This is a genomic window from Vibrio sp. YT-19(2023) (genome assembly GCF_033337395.1).
Genome location: NZ_JAWOQN010000259.1, coordinates 1 through 886 on the forward strand (window position 1 = coordinate 1; position 886 = coordinate 886).

The 886-nt window shown below is 47.1% G+C and carries 1 pseudogene; it reads left to right on the forward strand.

Annotation, left to right across the window (positions count from 1 at the left end):
• A pseudogene (locus tag R7E78_RS25275) lies at positions 1 to 886 on the forward strand (DNA mismatch repair protein MutS); the annotation flags it as partial.

An 886-nucleotide genomic window follows, 5' to 3' on the forward strand; every position in this document is an offset into this window, starting at 1 on the left:
CTAAACAACCGTCTGGATGCGATTGGTGAAATTAAAGATCAAGGCTTATTTACCGATCTTCAGCCAACTTTAAAACAGATTGGCGATATTGAACGTATCTTAGCGCGTCTTGCTCTACGTTCTGCTCGTCCACGTGATATGGCTCGCCTACGCCATGCCATGCAGCAACTTCCTGAACTAGAATCGCTCACTGCATCCTTAACTCATCCATACCTAGTGAAGTTGGCTCAATTTGCTGCGCCAATAGATGAGGTATGTGAACTTCTTGAGCGTGCTATCAAAGAAAACCCGCCGGAAGTGATCCGCGATGGTGGTGTGATTGCAGAAGGCTATAACGAAGAATTGGATGAGTGGCGCAAGCTCGCTGATGGTGCAACCGAGTATCTAGAAAAGCTCGAAGCGGATGAACGCGAGCGTCATGGCATCGATACGCTGAAAGTTGGCTACAACGCCGTACATGGATTCTTCATTCAGGTAAGTCGTGGCCAAAGCCATTTGGTACCGCCACATTACGTGCGTCGCCAAACTTTGAAAAATGCCGAGCGCTACATTATTCCTGAGCTTAAAGAGCATGAAGACAAAGTTCTGAACTCAAAATCAAAAGCACTCGCACTAGAGAAAAAACTGTGGGAAGAGCTGTTCGATTTGCTGATGCCTCATCTTGAACAAATGCAAAACCTAGCTTCTGCCGTTTCACAGATGGACGTGTTACAAAACCTAGCAGAACGCGCAGACTCATTGGATTATTGCCGCCCTACTCTAGTTAAAGACGCAGGTATTCACATTCAAGCAGGTCGCCACCCGGTAGTAGAGCAAGTCACCTCGGACCCGTTCATTGCTAACCCAATAGAATTAAGCCCAAGCCGTAAAATGCTCATCATCACGG